General features: G+C 36.8%; 11 protein-coding genes. All 11 read left to right on the forward strand.

Annotated elements, in window-relative coordinates:
- Positions 1–861: 861 nt before the first annotated feature.
- The 11 genes from wecB (at position 862) to ACZ5ZC_RS09115 (ending at position 14,581) form a co-directional block, all read left to right on the forward strand.
- A complete protein-coding gene (wecB, locus tag ACZ5ZC_RS09065; RefSeq protein WP_464931854.1) occupies positions 862–1,986 on the forward strand; it encodes a non-hydrolyzing UDP-N-acetylglucosamine 2-epimerase in 1,125 nt (374 codons plus the stop codon).
- A gap of 20 nt (positions 1,987–2,006) precedes the next feature.
- Positions 2,007–3,275 (forward strand): UDP-N-acetyl-D-mannosamine dehydrogenase, encoded by a 1,269-nt coding sequence (wecC, locus tag ACZ5ZC_RS09070; protein WP_464931855.1) that lies wholly within the window; start codon positions 2,007–2,009, stop codon positions 3,273–3,275.
- Between the two features lie 11 nt (positions 3,276–3,286).
- Complete coding sequence (locus tag ACZ5ZC_RS09075; RefSeq protein ID WP_464931856.1) at positions 3,287–4,477, forward strand: hypothetical protein; 1,191 nt, start codon at positions 3,287–3,289, stop codon at positions 4,475–4,477.
- The gene (locus ACZ5ZC_RS09080) at positions 4,474–5,475 is read left to right on the forward strand and encodes a glycosyltransferase family 4 protein (RefSeq protein ID WP_464931857.1); all 1,002 of its coding nucleotides are present in this window, start codon (positions 4,474–4,476) and stop codon (positions 5,473–5,475) included. Before ACZ5ZC_RS09075 ends, ACZ5ZC_RS09080 begins: the two co-directional genes overlap by 4 nt.
- A complete protein-coding gene (locus tag ACZ5ZC_RS09085; protein WP_464931858.1) occupies positions 5,459–6,775 on the forward strand; it encodes an O-antigen ligase family protein in 1,317 nt (438 codons plus the stop codon). Before ACZ5ZC_RS09080 ends, ACZ5ZC_RS09085 begins: the two co-directional genes overlap by 17 nt.
- Before the next feature lie 337 nt (positions 6,776–7,112).
- On the forward strand, positions 7,113–7,307 hold the full coding sequence (locus ACZ5ZC_RS09090) for a DapH/DapD/GlmU-related protein (RefSeq protein WP_464932133.1): 195 nt from the start codon (positions 7,113–7,115) through the stop codon (positions 7,305–7,307).
- Positions 7,294–8,319 (forward strand): glycosyltransferase, encoded by a 1,026-nt coding sequence (locus ACZ5ZC_RS09095; RefSeq protein ID WP_464931859.1) that lies wholly within the window; start codon positions 7,294–7,296, stop codon positions 8,317–8,319. The genes ACZ5ZC_RS09090 and ACZ5ZC_RS09095 overlap by 14 nt, the downstream gene beginning before the upstream one ends.
- 11 nt (positions 8,320–8,330) lie before the next feature.
- On the forward strand, positions 8,331–9,290 hold the full coding sequence (locus ACZ5ZC_RS09100; protein WP_464931860.1) for a glycosyltransferase: 960 nt from the start codon (positions 8,331–8,333) through the stop codon (positions 9,288–9,290).
- Positions 9,291–9,302: 12 nt separating this feature from the next.
- The gene (locus ACZ5ZC_RS09105; RefSeq protein WP_464931861.1) at positions 9,303–10,634 is read left to right on the forward strand and encodes a phenylacetate--CoA ligase family protein; all 1,332 of its coding nucleotides are present in this window, start codon (positions 9,303–9,305) and stop codon (positions 10,632–10,634) included.
- Positions 10,635–12,773: a bi-domain-containing oxidoreductase gene (locus tag ACZ5ZC_RS09110; protein ID WP_464931862.1), complete on the forward strand. Its 2,139-nt coding sequence runs from the start codon at positions 10,635–10,637 to the stop codon at positions 12,771–12,773.
- Complete coding sequence (locus ACZ5ZC_RS09115) at positions 12,770–14,581, forward strand: heparinase II/III family protein (RefSeq protein WP_464931863.1); 1,812 nt, start codon at positions 12,770–12,772, stop codon at positions 14,579–14,581. Before ACZ5ZC_RS09110 ends, ACZ5ZC_RS09115 begins: the two co-directional genes overlap by 4 nt.
- Positions 14,582–14,625: the final 44 nt, after the last annotated feature.

The following is a 14,625-nucleotide window of genomic DNA, read 5'->3' on the forward strand; positions in this document are numbered from 1 at the left end:
TAGGCATCAATGTAATGAATCGAAGAAAGAAGAGGGAGGGTAACCGACCAGATAAACACGAAAGTAGGAGTCAAAATGCTAGGGGAGTGTTAAGAGTTGCTTTAAGTTGCATTAAATTGTGATGCATATTCCACATAGGCAACTTTTTGCATTTTGTAATAAATATAAACGAATAAATGCGTATTATAAAACGCACTTTAGGTAGGCAGAATTTACGATTTTCTGGTTAAACTGGCACCTTATATCTTGGTTAGTTGTCATAAAAAAGCCATTTTTTTGTCAGTCTTGTACTTTTCGTTGCAACCTGTTTGCTATACAATCCTTTGCCTTGAGCACAAATGATAAAAAACCAAATGCATTGCCTTTAGGAGCCAGACCTAAGGGCGGTAGCGTGCCAAAAAGCAAAACAAAGCTCTCTAAGTGACATAAAAATGTCACCAGATAAATATAAATACAATTAAGCACATAGTTGCATTTCTGGCAAGGCTCTATAATTAAAATAGAGGCTTCAAACAAACACTTAAAACACCTCCTGTTACGTCAGAGGAGGACAAAACAGTAATGAATACTGTTTTGAAAAGATAATGGCTAGGCATCAGGTTTATCACTAATACCTATCAACGACAGTCTTCATAAAAGTTTCTTTTTTTGATAATGACTGACCCGCCTAAATTATCTACCTAGATTTCTATTCCCCCAAAGGTATCGCTTGCGCACTTGTGGCGCATTCGTTTGTGTATTTTCCTCTGGGGTTATTGTGCTGTCCGGCAACAATGCTTTTTTAATGTAAGCAGAAGCGTTGTATCCATCACTCGCGATTATTCACATCAACGTCCTATTCTTTGGCCTAGGTTATTTACAATGTCTAAAAAGAAAATTCTCACCGTATTTGGTACACGTCCGGAAGCCATTAAAATGGCTCCGCTAGTTCATGCGCTTGCAAATGATGAGCGATTTGACGCGAAGTGCTGCGTTACCGCTCAACACCGAGAAATGCTGGATCAGGTATTAGAGTTATTTGAAATAAAGCCAGATTACGATCTTAACTTGATGAAGGCTGGTCAATCACTGAACGATGTAACGGCCCGTATCTTACTGGAACTAAAACCCGTACTTCAGGAGTTTCAACCGGATGTCGTGTTAGTCCATGGTGATACGGCCACCACCTTTGCAGCAAGCTTGGCCGCGTATTATGAGCAAATTGCTGTTGGTCATGTAGAAGCCGGTCTTCGCACCGGTAACATTTACTCCCCATGGCCAGAAGAAGCCAATAGAAAGCTAACAGGAGCACTAACTAAGTATCACTTTGCTCCTACAGAAACCTCGCAACACAACCTGCTACAAGAAAATATCAGCTCTGAACACATCTGTGTGACGGGTAATACCGTTATCGATGCTTTATTGATGGTTAAAGACAAAATTGATAGCGACAGTGCGCTTAACCAACAGTTGGCAAGCCAATTCCCAATGCTTGATGAAAGCAAAAAGCTGATTTTGGTCACTGGTCATCGTCGCGAAAGTTTTGGTGGCGGCTTTGAACGCATTTGTGAAGCTTTAGCTAAAACCGCGCAAGACCACCCTGAAGCACAAATCTTATACCCAGTACACCTAAACCCGAATGTAAGAGAACCAGTAAATCGCATTCTGTCAAACGTCGATAATGTGCATCTTATCGAGCCTCAACAATATCTGCCATTTATCTACCTAATGAGTTGCGCGCATATCATTTTAACCGACTCCGGTGGTATTCAAGAAGAAGCCCCTTCGCTAGGCAAACCAGTATTAGTCATGCGTGACACAACAGAAAGACCAGAAGCTGTTGCCGCGGGCACAGTAAAACTAGTGGGTACAGATGTAGATAAGATTGTCACTGGTTTAGATGTATTACTTAATGACAAAGATGCTTACCAAGCGATGAGCTTTGCACACAACCCTTATGGTGATGGTCTAGCATGTCAGCGCATTTTAGAAGAATTAGCAAAATAATCATTTAGTTAGGAAAAATTATGTCTTTTGAAACAATCTCAGTTATTGGCTTAGGGTACATTGGCTTGCCAACCGCAGCGATGTTTGCATCACGTAAGAAAAGGGTAATAGGTGTTGATGTAAACCAGCACGCGGTTGATACCATCAACCAAGGTAAAATCCATATTGTTGAACCGGATCTCGATATGATCGTAAATGCAGCCGTGTCTGAAGGTTACTTGAAAGCAACCACAGCGCCAGAGCCGGCAGATGCATTCTTAATTGCGGTTCCAACGCCATTTTTGCCATGTAAAGAAGGTGAAGTACCAGCGCCTGATTTGTCTTACATTGAGGCGGCAAGTAAAGCCATTGCACCAGTTCTTAAAAAAGGTGACCTCGTTATTCTTGAATCTACGTCACCAGTGGGGGCCACAGAGCAAATGGCCGCTTGGCTAGCTGAAGTTCGTGGTGATCTGACTTTCCCACAAACGCATGGTGAACAAGCGGATGTGAATATCGCTCACTGTCCGGAGCGTGTATTGCCTGGCCACGTTGTTCGTGAGTTGGTAGAAAATGACCGCGTTATTGGTGGTATGTCTACTCGCTGCTCTGAGCGCTCAGTAGAGTTGTACCGTACTTTTGTGCAAGGTGATTGTGTCGTGACAAATGCGCGCACAGCGGAAATGGCAAAACTGACAGAAAACAGCTCGCGTGATGTTCAAATCGCTTTTGCTAACGAACTTTCAATCATTTGCGACAAGCTAGACATCAATGTATGGGAATTGATCGCATTGGCGAACCGCCACCCTCGCGTAAACATCCTTCAGCCAGGACCTGGTGTAGGTGGCCACTGTATTGCGGTTGATCCTTGGTTCATTGTGTCAAAAACACCAGAAGAAGCACAAATTATCCACACGGCACGTAAAGTGAATGACGGCAAACCGGAGTGGGTAATTAATAAAGTAAAACTGGCAATTGCCGAGTTTTTACAAGCAAACCCAGACAAAACAGCCCGCGAGGTGACGGTTGCTTGTTACGGTTTGGCCTTTAAACCTGATATTGATGATTTGCGTGAAAGCCCAGCAATGGCAATTACACAAAAAATCGCAGAGATGCATGCAGGTCGTGTAATCGCTGTAGAGCCAAATATCGAAGCTATTCCTGTGAAACTCAAGAATGTTGAACTGGTAGAGTTTGATATAGCCGCAAAAGAAGCTGATGTGCAAGTTTTATTGGTGGATCACAAGGATTTTAAAGTAATGTCAATAAACAATAGACTGATTATTGATACCAAGGGTATTTGGCAATAAATGACTTACCTATGTATATTAATATAGTTAGCGCTTTTATAACATTAATATCCTCTTTAGTATTTAATATCTTAATAGTCAGGAGTTCTACTTTTGAAGTTATAGGTGATTTTTTTGTATTCTTATTATTTTCACAGATAGGGATGATTATATTTGATCTTGGATTTAGAAATTATTATTTGGGTTTTTATTCAAAAGTAAGAGACAAAGAGGCCGGTTACCTAAAAGTCATCATTCCTAGATTGATGTCATTTTCAATAGTTATTTCAATAACTTTGTTTTTTATGGCTTTTCTTGCTTCAATTTTTTATAATGAAATGGCTCTTCTAATAACTGCCTTTATTTTTGGAGTTGTTACATATAATAATACATTTCTAGTGCAGTCAAACTATATAAGAGGGAGAGGATTATTATCTGGATTTTCTTCATTATTGTTTGATATAATAAGGTTAACATCTGTAACTTCATTAATTCTATATTCTGAAATTAACTCTACTAATCTCATTATATGTAATATAGCAGCAAGAATTATTGCAATCCTTCCGTTTTTTGTAGAATACAAATTTTTCTCTAAATCTAAATTAACTTTTCGTATTGGTTTGAGGTTAATAATTAAGATTTTTAATAAGACAAAATCAAATTATCTACTATCATTAACTTCGTTAGGAAGTACTAAGGTTAATGATATTTTATTGGCTTCTTTGCTTTCAAGTGCTTTTTTGGCCAAATATAATATTGCAATGCAAATGCCATCAGCAGCATTGAGAGTCTTTGAACTATTAAAAGGCAGTTTATTAAAATTACTATCTAGATACAACTGTGCTTCTGTAATACTTAGGGGGGGAGTTTTTTTATCTGTAGGATTGTTCGGTATATATATAACTCGTGAAATTTTAGAAAGAATATTTGTAATGATGTATCATAATAATGATGAAGATATAATGAATGGCTTTTTGTTTCTATGTAACTGGATCGTAATTACAATAACAAACTATATATTCGTCTTGAAAATCATACAGATAAAGAAATCTGGAGCCTTATCAATGATTAATCTGGTCTTTTCTATTGTATCGATATTTGTCTCTTATTTTATTATCTTAAATATGGGTTTTTTAGGAGCATTTTATAGTATTAATATAATGGCATCTTTGTCATTGCTAATGTCATCATTATATTTGTTTAGATATAGGAATATAAAATGAAAGTGGTTTTTTCTACCTATTCAAGGATAGGTTTAAATATTGGTGGACTGCAAAACCAGATATCTTTGACTAGAGCTGAGTTAATAAAAAAAGGAATAGAGGTTACGTTGCATGATCAGTGGAAGGATTTAGATTGTGATTGCGATATTTTACATCTTTTTGCGACAGACTCATCGAACAATTATCTTGCGAAAAAAGCAAAAGATAGAGGTATAAAGGTAGTTATAAGCCCTGTTTTAAATGCGTTCAGTCAAAGTAAATACCTTTATAAAATGAAAACATACCTCTCAAAATTACCAGGTGTATATAGTGATATAAAGAGAACGAAAGAGGTGTTTTTTATATCAGATAAAATTATCGCTCTTAATTTACAAGAGAAAGAGTTGATATCTTTTGTTTTCAATATCCCTAGGAGTAAGATTGAAGTAGTACCTAATGGTACAGAAGCAAGGTTTTTTCAATCTAAAGGTAAAAGAAAAAATAATGTCATTAATTTACTACAGGTTGGCACTGTAGAAAAAAGAAAAAATCAGCTTTCAGTGGTTAAAGCAATTAATAGTATTTCGAGCGGAGAAACTAGGTTTAATTACACTATTGTAGGGCCAATTAAGGATATTAAATATCATCGAGATTTACTGGTTCATGCAAAGGATAATGTTGTCTTAAAAGGTCCAATCCCTTATTCTTCTAAAGAGTTACTAAATGAATATAAAAAAGCAGATGCGTTTATATTACCTTCGTTTAGTGAGGTCATGCCTCTTGTACTTTATGAGGCAGCCGCGTCTAATTGTAAGCTCATTGTATCAAAATCATTTCCTATTCAAAGTGAAATAAAGTCAAACTCATTTTTAATAAACCCTAACAATGAAAAATCAATCACTAATGCATTATTGAAATTAGAAAAAGGAGAAGAAAAAAAAGATTTTGATACCTCTTTTATTCTAACTTGGGAAGCTGTATCTGATAGAATAGCAAGTATATATGATGAAGTTAAATAAAGAAATTTTTATCCCCCTATTGTTTTTTATAAGTACTTGTCAGTTCTTCCTAACTTCAAATGAAAAAATATCAGCGATTATTTTCTTGTTATTGGTTTCTTACTCGGTTTTAAAAGGTATAAACTTAATATATCTCATTCCTTATTTATTATATTCCCCTCTCCCTGCTATAACAGGGTTCCCTTTGTTTACAATAATCGTTATGATAAGTATGTTTGTGAATATTTTTATTTTAAAAACATGGAAATATTTACAAATAACAAGGTTTGATTATTATTATTATTTGATCAATGTTCTTCTTTTAGTTTTTGTGACATTTTCTGTTGTTTTTAATTTAACTGATGTTGGGATTAAATATTACGTCCCTTATGTCCTTTCATTAATCTTATTGTCTCTTCTGTTTTTATCTGTAAACCCCAACAATATAGGAAGTGCTTTGTATCATATTATGCTCGCTTCCTCATTAGCTCTGATATATAAAGCTATTTATTTGTATCAGGGTCAGGAATCAGCATTGAATAACGTAATTATGGTTGGTGATATCGATTGGAACACAAGAACAGAATATCTTCTTGATGGGGAGTTAGTAAGTAGGCTCTTATGGATAGGCCAGGAGCCAAATTATACGGCAGCACTACACATGTTTCCGGCCTTGATATCACTTGGATTTTACTTAAAAAAGAATAGTTCAAAAAGTTCTGGCGGTCTTATTTTTATTACTTTTATTGCATTTAATATTATGCAAGTAGTTGGGACAATGAGTCGAAGTGCGTTTGTGATTTTGTCATTGCTAATATTTTTAGCGTTAGTAACAAGCTCAAGTTTTGGTGAAAAGAAAAATATATTAATACTAATTATTGGAGTGTTTTTCAGCTCTCTTCTTTTTCTCGGTGATTATGTTTATGCAAGAATATACACGATTGAAGATTCAATAATAAATAATGGTGCTTCAGGGAGATTTGACTTTTGGAGTATGGCACTTGATTCTTGGTATGATAATCCAGTTTTAGGCATAGGTGTGGGTGGGGTTTATGGTGTTATTAATGACTCTGCGCATAATACATATATCCAAAACCTCGCTGAGTTCGGGAGCTTAGGATTGATATTATTTCTATTGGTATATATTTTCCCTATGCTCAAATTTAAAAGAAGATCATCAGTTTCTAATTGTTTGTTTTTGGGGTATTTAGGATTGCTTTTAATGTGTGCAACAATAACACTACAACAAGTTTTTTATATTACTTTCTTTGGGTATTTCACAATTAGAGCATTGGGCCTATATGAAAAAACTAATACATAAATGTAAAAGGTGGATTTCCTACGCTATATATTACGGCCTTCTACAGCACTTCCCTCATTCGAATGTACCTTTTTTGGGTCGCATTAGTCAGTTACTTAGATATTATATCGTCAGAAACTTAGTTACACACTCTAATGGATTTTTTAATGTACATAAAAAAGCTAACTTTTGTTGGGGGCAAAGTATAAAAATTGGAAATAATTCTGATTTAGGTGCTAATTGTTGGATAAGGGCAGATTTAGATATTGGAGATAACGTAATGATGGCGAAAGACTGCATTATATATGGAAGAAATCATCATTTTGAAAGTTTGGATATTCCGATTATTTATCAGGGAATGAATAACTACAAGAAAATAATAATTTCTGACAATGTTTGGATTGGAGCTCGAGTAACTATATTACCTGGGGTGAAAATTGGAGAAGGGGTAATTATTGGTGCAGGCTCTGTTGTAACTAAGGATATTTTAGATAATAGTATTGTTGCAGGTAACCCTGCCAAAGTTATAGGTAACAGAAGTGCGAAGAGCTAATGTTTTTATTCTGCCATCAAGTATTACAGTTGGTGTGTTTAAATCTCAATTTTTGTCTAGATACAACTATTCAAGCAACTCTTATATCTACGTTAAAAATAGTAAACTAATTGATAAATATTTTCTTAACGAAACAAGAGCCAACATTGTAGTAGGTGCTTTAAATTTGCTTTCAAATAAATGTCATATTGAAAGCATATATACGAGATCCGTTTTTGATTTTATTTTTTCTTTATGTTTAAAGTTAATTTCATTTGGTCGTATCAAACTGATTTTTGATTTTAGAGGATTGATTTCAGAAGAGTCATATTTAAGAAATAAATCTAAAATAAGAAAGAGTATATTGAGGACCTTAGAAAAATTCTGCTTCGTTTTTGCAGATGAAGTCTACTGTGTTTCTGAGAATATGAAGTCGTATCTCATTAGAGAGTTTGGTTTACGTGATATAAAGGTCATACCTTGTTGTATCTCAGATAAAGATATTAACAAGAAAACAAAAAAACTATGTTATGGCAGTAAGACTTTCAATTTTATTTATGTCGGCGGCTTGTCAAAGTGGCAGAATTTTGAAGAAATCCTTAATATTTATCAAAGTTTGAATATGTCAAATAAACACCTGATCGTAGTGACACCTGACCAAGAAAAGGCTGAAGAAATTATAAGGAGTTACACAATAGAATCATATGAAGTATTATCAGGTGATCGTGATTTTGTACTTAAGGAACTAGATCGGTCTCATTTCGGATTTTTGATTAGAGATGAAAATGTCATAAATTCGACAGCTTCACCAATTAAGTTTCTTGAATATCTTAGTCGTGGAGTTGTACCAATTATTTCAAATGAAATTGGTGACTATTCTAGTTATTTCTCAAACAATGTTATATTCACTAGTTTTATAGATAATATGGATTATAAAGATTGGGAGCGTGCTATTTCTTTATGTGACTATAATAACATAAGTAGTAAACTAAATCGTTACACTTGGGAATATTATTATAATAACGTTGAGTGAAAGGAAATGTTATGAGATTTATAATTTTTGGAAAGATTCCCCCACCTATAGGTGGCGTCACAATATCTATCTTGAATCTAATGTTGTCTTTATCTAATCTTTCATTTGAAAGGGATCTATTTGATGTAAGAAGACTGGTAAGTTACTTTTGGGGAAGAAGTAATAATGTTGGTCATGTTAACTGGTCTAATCCTAAAAAAAGGCTCATATATTGTTTGATTTCTAAACTAATTTGCAAGAAGACTGTTTTTGTTGTTCATGGGTCGAATTTTAATTCCAAAAATTTTTTCAATAATCTTTCTTTGAAAGTTGCCAACGGCGTTATCGTATTGAATCAGCAGGTTTATGATCATATTCATAATAAACACCCTAAGATGAAAATTTTCAAGCAAACTTCGATATTTTTAGAGGGTATGGAAAGTACTGATAGTAAGTTCTTGAACAACCATATTCATGAGGAAATTGAAAGAAAAACTAAGTTTAATATATTGCCTATAGTACTTTTTTATACGAATAATAATAAGTTTAGAAACGGAAAAGAAGTATATGGAACTGGTTTTTTTATTGATTCAGTAAAGGAAATGGTTGTTAACAATGAAATATTTGTCTTGTTTATTGATTTGAGTGGAACATTCGAAAGTAGAATTAAAGAAGAATTTAAAACTGGCAAGTATCTTTATATTTCAGATGCAATTGACTTTAAGTATGCTTTATCTTTGGCTGATGTATACGTTAGGACGACTAACTATGACGGTTCGTCTGTTGCCGTCCTAGAGGCTATTCAATCTAATACACCTGTACTTGTTAGTGATGTTATTGATCGCCCTTCTGCTTGTTATATATATAAATCTGAAAACAGAGTTAGCTTTTTAACAGGTTTAAAAAAATGCCTAACGGGGCATGGCAATAATGTGAGCGATTTACATGTTTCAAGTGTCTCTAGCCTACTTGATTTTATTAAGACTATTTAGTTGGAATTTACCTTGAAAAAAATTTATTCTAAACTTCCAATTTCTATGCAAAACTCAATTTTTTCTCTTTACGGCTACTATAATGATTATCGAAGGTATGGAGGAAACTACAAATCCATTATGGATGACATATTGTCGCGTGATCTTTCTAATAAAGATGAAATATTGAAACTTCAAACAGAAAAATTAAACATTCAATTTGAAGTCGCAAAACAATCTAAGTACTGGGCAAAAAAATTCTCAGATTATGATATAAACATTGGAAATGATCCTTTCGAAGAACTAAAAAAACTTCCACTTCTATCAAAAGAAGAAGTCAGGAAAAATGTTTCTAATATATATGTTTCTAATTTTTCAAATAAAATTCTAAAAATTAGCACTAGTGGTACCACCGGTGCCGGCTTATCTTTTTATGAAACTAGAGAAACGGAGTGGCATCGCTGGGCTACTTGGTGGAGGTATCGGCGAGAATATGGGGTGGATGAAAAAACTATTAGTGCGATTTTCTCTGGAAGACGATTTGTTTTTAATAACGTTCCTCCGTTTTGTAGATATAATTCATCCTCTCGCCAGATATATTTCTGTGCCTATAATATTTCTAAAAATAATATAAAGCACTACGTAGATGAACTAAATAGAAAGAAGCCTAAATGGATTCATGGTTATCCTTCTTTATTATCTCAACTTTCTAGTTTAGCAATTTCATCCGGGTATGCTTTAGATTATAAGCCGACTCTTGTTACTATCGGGTCTGAGAGCTTAAAATCGTGGCAGTCTTCAGTTATAAGTCAATTTTTTTTATGTGAGCCTAAGCAACACTATGGCCTTGCTGAATCAGTTGCAAACTTTTCACAAAGGCCTAATGATGAGTACCTCACAATTGATGAAGACTTCTCTATGGTAGAGTTCAATACAAATGAGAATGGCCAAAAAGAAATCATAGGTACAAACTTTAATAATCTAGTATTTCCATTGTTTAGGTACAAGACAGGGGATATCGCAATAGGAGTTGAAGAGAATTCATTTCCTAGGAAAGTAAGCTCCGTAGATGGCAGAGCAGATGACACTATAACACTGAGCAGCGGTAGAAAAATTGCTAGAATTGGTCATGTGTTTAAAAACTTCACTTCTATTGAACAAGTTCAATTGGTTCAAGATGATATAACCAGATTGACTATTATTTTATCTGTTAATAAATCCTGGGGAAATGAATGTGAAAAAAGACTCTTTAAAGAGTTAAACTCCATTTTTAATAATGAGTTGGACTTGCATTTTGATTATTCTGAGAAGTTTAAAAGAACTAATAATGGAAAGATAAAATTTGTAATTTCTGAGGTTCATTAAATGAAACAAATACTACAAGACATGGCTAAAGGCGGTTCTAACCTAGTGGAAGCGCCTGCACCAAAAGCCTCAACAGGTAATTTATTAATCGATACCAGTATCTCATTAATTTCTGCAGGCACAGAACGTATGCTCGTAGATTTTGGTAAAGCGAGTTTGTTAGATAAAGCCCGCCAGCAGCCAGACAAAGTAAAAATGGTGTTGGAAAAAGTGCAGACAGATGGCTTGATGACAACATTGGAAGCAGTGCAGTCTAAGTTGGCACAACCATTACCTTTGGGTTATTGCAACGTTGGTGTCGTTAACGCCGTTGGTGAGGGTGTTCAGGGCTTCAAAGAAGGTGATCGCGTTGTATCGAACGGCCCTCATGCAGATGTCGTTCGTGTGCCTAAAAATTTGTGCGCTTTAATTCCAGACAACGTATCCGATGAGGAAGCATCGTTTACGGTTGTGGCGAGTATTGGTCTACAAGGGATTCGTTTAGCTGAACCAACATTAGGTGAAGCGTTTGTGGTTACTGGTGTTGGCTTAATTGGTTTACTAACCGTTCAATTGCTGCGTGCTCAAGGTTGTCGGGTACTGGCGATTGATTACGATGATGCGAAGTTGGAGCTGGCGAAGCAATTCGGCGCGGAAGTTTGTAACCCTGGTAAAGGTGAAGATCCTGTTGCAGCTGGTATGGCATTTAGCCGTGGAAACGGCGTCGATGGCGTAATTATTACTGCTTCGACAAAATCAAATGATCCAGTGACACAAGCTGCACGAATGAGTCGTAAGCGCGGCCGCATTATCCTTGTTGGTGTGACTGGCTTAGAGCTAAATCGTGCGGATTTCTATGAGAAAGAACTAACCTTCCAAGTCTCTTGTTCTTATGGCCCTGGTCGCTACGATGCCAACTACGAAGATAATGGTCAAGATTACCCATATGCTTTTGTACGTTGGACTGAACAACGAAATTTCGAAGCTATCTTGGACATGATGGCCTCTGGCCAAGTTGATGTTAAACCACTTATTACTAATCGATTTAAATTTGAAGATGCAGCGCAAGCATATGAATTACTAACTTCTGATAAGTCAGCGCTAGGTATTTTGCTTCAATATCAGAGTGATTCCAGTGTTCGCCACGAAAAGTCTATCACACTTAACAGCGAAGCGACTTTTGAAGCATCTAAGCCTGTTGTTGGGTTTGTTGGGGCAGGGAACTACGCTTCTCGCATGTTGATCCCTGCGTTTAAATCGGGAGGCGCTCAACTACATACTATTGCCACTTCTGGTGGTATTAATGGAGTAACTCATGGCGAAAAAGCTGGTTTTGCAAAAACCACCACTGATACAAGCGCCATGATTTCTGACTCAGAAATTAACACAATTGCAATTGTTACGCGCCATAACAGCCATGCTCATTTTGTTTCTGAAGCGCTCAATGCAGGTAAAAACGTATTTGTAGAAAAGCCTTTAGCCGTCACTCTAGAAGAGCTTGCGGAAGTGGAAGCTACCTATTATTCGAAAGCATCTACTGCTTCAGCGCCAAAGTTAATGGTTGGCTTTAACCGCCGTTTTTCGCCTCAAGTGCAAAAAATGAAAGAGCTACTTTCGTCAGTGAAAGAACCTAAGAGCTTTATGATGACCATGAATGCTGGATCTATCCCTGCGGATCACTGGACGCAAGATAATGAAATTGGCGGCGGTCGTATTATTGGCGAGGCGTGCCATTTCATTGATCTAATGAGATACCTAGCTGATTCAGAGATTGTTTCTGTGCAGTGTCGTCGTATGGGTGATGTTGATAGTGTTGATATCACGGAAGATAAAGCTGCGATTATTCTTGGTTTTGCTGATGGTTCTTTCGGCACTATCCACTACTTAGCTAATGGTGCTGCTAACTTCCCGAAAGAGCGCGTAGAAGTTTTCGCAGCAGGTAGAGTGCTTCAACTAGACAACTTCCGTAAGTTAAAAGGTTTTGGTTGGCCTGGCTTTAGTAAAATGAATTTATGGAAACAAGACAAAGGGCAAACAGGTTGTGCGGCTGCTTTCCTTAGTGCTATTGAATCAGGTAAAGAGTCGCCGATTCCACCTCGAGAGCTATTCGAAGTAGCAAGAGTGACAATTGAAATAGCAGAGCAATTGCGTAAACAATGAGTCTCAAACTAAAAGCGCAAACTGCAAAGAACTTGGGTGTTCTCAATTTAGCCAGAGTGGCAGTTTACCAACTAGGTGTCCGAAGTGGATTAAACCCAGTTAAGCGTCTCAATCAAGCCTCGATATCGGGGCTTTTGTTTCGTCCTTTATCTGCTTCAGTTCAATGTAAATCTAGTCAGCGATACCAATTCTCCCCTTTTGGTTGGAAGCCGAAGCGATTAGTCAGTGAATTGCGATGGGCGGAGAGCGCATTAACTGGAAAATGCTACTCCAACATGAATAAACCTTGGTTTTGTTTGTCTGACTTTGATTCTAATGTTGGTGATATTAAAGGGATTTGGGAAGCATCTAGATTCGACTGGGTACTAGGCTTAGCGAAGGATTATCTTTCTGGAAGAGAGCAAGCGCTTGATGAGCTGAATGCAACTACGAAAGATTGGCTAAAACACAATTCTCCTTATTTGGGGCCGAACTGGAAGTGTGGTCAAGAAGCGTCAATAAGAGTCATGCATTTGGCTATGGCTGCTAAATTACTGAATCAAGTTGAAAGTCCTGAACCTGGACTGTTGGCATTTGTTAAAGCCCACTTAAAACGCATTGCCCCGACCATCTCTTATGCCGTTGCTCAAGATAACAACCATGGCACTTCGGAAGCTGCAGCCCTATTTATCGGTGGAAGTTGGCTTGTTTCCAATGGCGATAAAAGCGCTATGCGCTGGCAAAAAATGGGGCGTAAGTGGTTAGAGAATCGAGCAAAGCATTTAATCGATTGTGATGGAACATTCAGCCAGTATTCAGTCAACTATCACCGAGTTATGTTAGATACTTACTCAATGGCTGAGCTATGGAGGCGGGAACTTAATCTCAAGTCGTTTAGTCCGTCGTTGTATACAAAAATTGGTTTGGCGACTCAATGGTTATATCAGTTGATTCAAGAAGTAAATGGGGATGCACCTAATTTAGGTCATAATGATGGCGCAAGGTTGTTACCTTTAAGTGACTCGGATTATCGAGATTTTCGCCCAACGGTTCAGCTTGCCTCAGTCCTGTTCTTACAGTCATCTGCTTGGGAAAAAGCAGGTAGCTATGATGAGCCACTTAAACTTCTGGGATTAAGTAAATCTCAGCGAGTACTCAACCAACCGAGCTCATTCCATTTTGCGCAAGGTGGATACGCCGGATTAAGAAGCCAAACTGGAGCGTTTGCACTATTCAATTACCCTATATTTCGTTTTCGACCTGCTCAAAACGATGCTCTACATGTGGACTTTTGGCTTGATGGTGTAAACCTGTTAAGAGACGGTGGCACCTTTAGTTACAATGCTGGTCAAGCATATATCGATTACTATGGTGGAACGCAAAGTCATAATACTGTTCAGTTTGATGAGCATGAACAAATGCCACGCTTGAGCAGATTTCTCTTAGGTGCTTGGCTTAAGGCTGAAAATGTCCATTGGGATGAAGATCGCCAATATTGTAGCGCTAGTTACCGTGACTATTTGGGGTGCAGTCATAAAAGAGAGATTTCTCTTTCGAACAGTGCGCTGCGAGTTGTAGATGATATTCAAGGTGTACAGAACAAAGCGATACTACGTTGGCGCCTGAGTCCAGGGGAATGGATGATAGAAGGCAATCGCATCACCAACCATATTCATTCTATAACGATAAATAGTAATACCGACATCAAACGACTTGAGTTAGTCGAAGGAAAAGAGTCTCGCTATTACTACCAAGAAACTTCCATTCCTGTTTTGGAAATCGAAGTAACGTCAGATGGCAAAATAACGACAGAGTATAATTACAGATAATGAATATTCTTTATTTTCACCAGCACTTTTCAACACCTAAGGGT

The sequence above is a fragment of the Vibrio sp. JCM 18905 genome (genome assembly GCF_055393305.1).